The sequence below is a fragment of the Aquificaceae bacterium genome, from assembly GCA_037722135.1.
Taxonomy (GTDB): Bacteria; Aquificota; Aquificia; order Aquificales; family Aquificaceae; genus Pampinifervens; species Pampinifervens sericum.
Map to the genome: position 1 here is coordinate 1 of JBBKAW010000085.1, position 2,944 is coordinate 2,944.

General features: G+C 37.4%; 2 protein-coding genes. One reads left to right on the plus strand and one right to left on the minus strand.

Annotated features, from left to right (window positions below):
- Window positions 1–92: 92 nt before the first annotated feature.
- Window positions 93–2,696, minus strand: coding sequence for a BamA/TamA family outer membrane protein (locus tag WKI49_06010; GenBank protein ID MEJ7622044.1), 2,604 nt, complete (start codon window positions 2,694–2,696; stop codon window positions 93–95).
- Window positions 2,697–2,711: 15 nt separating this feature from the next.
- On the opposite strand from WKI49_06010, the gene WKI49_06015 reads away from it, so the two are divergent.
- The coding region (locus WKI49_06015; GenBank protein ID MEJ7622045.1) for a hypothetical protein at window positions 2,712–2,944 on the plus strand (233 nt) is incomplete at its 3' end.

A 2,944-nucleotide genomic window follows, 5' to 3' on the forward strand; every position in this document is an offset into this window, starting at 1 on the left:
TCCTTTTTCCTAAGCGCCCTCTATTTTGCAAACCCCCAACATAGAAAGGAGAAGATAGACCAATACAAGCAGAAAATTGAAAGGAAAAGACCTCAATAATAATAGCCTACAGATAGATAAACCTTAAACTTATTAAGCCATCTGCCTTCAAAGGGGAAAGCTACATCAACTCTTATGGGTCCTATTGGTGTGTTTACACCTAAGGCTAAGCCCGCATCAGCCTTGAGACTTTTATATAAATCCTTAGGCTTGTCATTAACACTACCCACATCTCCAAAAATAACTCCGATGAAGGGCTCTCTTAGGGGAAATGTAAGCTCAACCCTTCCAAAAGTATAGTATTTACCACCATTGGGTTGACCAATCTCTTCGTAAGAATAGCCTCTTAGGTCTCTAAGACCACCTAAGAAAAACCTGTCAAATATGGGTGCATCTCCCCAAACCGCACCTCCAGCTACCTTGAAGCTAAACTTAAACTCCTTTGGCAATGGTATGTGATAAAAAGTAGAAAGTTCAAATTTAGAATAACGCGCATCACCTTCTGCAAGACTAAGGTTTACGCTATTGTAATGTATTCTGCTTGGTGAGAAGATGTCATCCTTAAACTCTCTTAAGAGAAATACCCCATACTTTCTGAGGTTATACTTCTGTCCATCTACCTCGTTCCTAAGAAGGCTAAAGACAGGACCTACGGATGTATTCCTTGTTATCCTATAGCCTAATTGAAGGTTAGAGCCATATGAGTCAAGATTGTAGCTTCTGTGTTCTTCATAGGTTTTAAACAGGTTGGACTTGAACCAGTATCTACTTGAAAACAAAAAGTTGTCTGAGAGGCTAAGTTCATAAAGCTCTCTTTTACCAGTTTTTCTATATTTTAAACCAGAAGAGAGTCCTACTCCAAACAAGTTCTTTAAACCGATAAAACCTTCAAGAGATATATTTTCTTCCGTGTTGTATCCGAGAGAAAGGTCAAGAAGACCTCTTTTATCTTCTGATAACTGAATTAAGCGGTGGACTACTTTCTTTTCTTTGTCAACAAAGGTATCTATGGATACACCGTTAAATATACCGCTGGTTAGCATGTTGTGTAGCGTTTCGTCATCAAGATTTTGTGAGTAATTCTGTGCCTTTTTTGTCATATATGATAGCTCTCTGGATGAAGTCTTTTCATAGCCGTAATATATAGTTTCACCAAGTTTGTATACTTGTCCTTCTTCCACTCTGTATATGTATGTGTAAAAGAAGTTTTCTTCGTCTTCTTGAACCTTAACATCTATTTCAAAACTACCATCCATTAGACCCTTTTTAAGGAAGTAGTTTTGTAAGTCTATATTTATGGCTTCAATCAGGTTTGTGTTAAATATAGCAGGTAGTTTATCTCTATGTTTGCTGAATAGCTTCTTTATATCTCTGTTTTCGCCTTCATACTTTACATCCTTTAGTATCTGCCTTTTTCCTGGATTTATATCAAACTCCACCTTTACCTCTTTTTTGTCTCTAAGGACCTCCTTTTTTAGTCTACCATCTGCAAGCGTATAGCCCTCTTTGTATAACTTTTCCAATTTAGACTTAAGGATTTTTTCTAACACATCCTCATCATAAAACTGTCCGTCAAAGCCTTCTCCAACAACCTTATATCTGTCTCCTTCCTGTATTTTGAAATTTATTGTGTATTCTGTCATTTCATATTCAACTTTCACATCAAAGAAACCCTTCTTATGATATGCTCTTATTATGCTTTCCCTTGCTTCCTCAAGTGAAAAGGGATCAACACCTTTGTTTTGTAGACCGCTTATAGCGGTAAGCTCCTTTTCTGTAAAAAAGCTTGCTCCTTCCCAATTAATATTGTATTTCTTACCTTCAATTATATGAAATACAGGTCGTGCAACAAAGCCCCTTCCAGTTAAGGCTCTAAAGGTGGCAATGGGGTGAGTAAAAAGGTTTGAGATGCCCTCGGAGAGAGAGCCTAAAAACCTAAGGGGTCTTCTCTTTATCTGCTTATCCATAGGCATAAGAACGTGGTAGAAGGGTCTATTTAGTCTTAACTTTTCCAGCCCCTCATAGTAAACAAAGCTGTCCCAGAAACCCTCCTCAATGTAGAAGTCCTGAAGCTGAAACACACTGTCTCTGAAAAGACTTTCCTTTACTACCCTGCCTCTTACAAGTCCTATGGACTCATCCAAAACAGAAGAAGGATAGCTTGATCCTTTATATACCCCTCCATCTGTAAAGTAGACAGGTCCTTCATCTATTCCCATATATATGTCTATGTAACCTTCTTCATCCTTTGTTAGCGTGACCTTTACAGAGGCGTCAAGAAAGCCTCTATCCATGTATAGCCTTTTAACCCTATCTTCTATATCCGATTCATCAAACTCTGGACCTCTCACGGGCATTCCTTCATAAAAGCCAAGATGAGACAGTATTTCATCTTTAATAAGTGCCACATTTCCTTTTATATGTATAGACCTTATTATTGGAAACCTTTCCACGTAGATGTAGACTCCCTCTTCACTTTCCATTATGTAAACATCCTTCACATCCTCTATGTTTCTTATAATATCCACTATTGCTTTGTAATTTTGTTCGTTAATGACCCTTTCTATATTGTTTTTTCTCAAGGGATAATTAGACATTATGAAAACCTGCGCGAAAAGACTTAGTGGTAAAAAGAGGAAAAGAATAAGTAGGAGCATATTATAATTATACAAATGAGGGTTGACGGAAAAATGTTGTTTCCTCCTCAAGGGTTGAATTACATAGATACTATGAAAAAAGACAAGAAGGCAGTCGCTATTGAGTTTGAAGCCATACTTTTGAAGGAAGTCATGAAAGAAGCCTTTAAACCTATGTTAGAGAGAAAACCCTTTGATACTAAGTTATACTACGATATCTTTCTTGAAAACCTTAGTAGGAAGTTGGCAGAAGCTGGAGGCATAGGTAT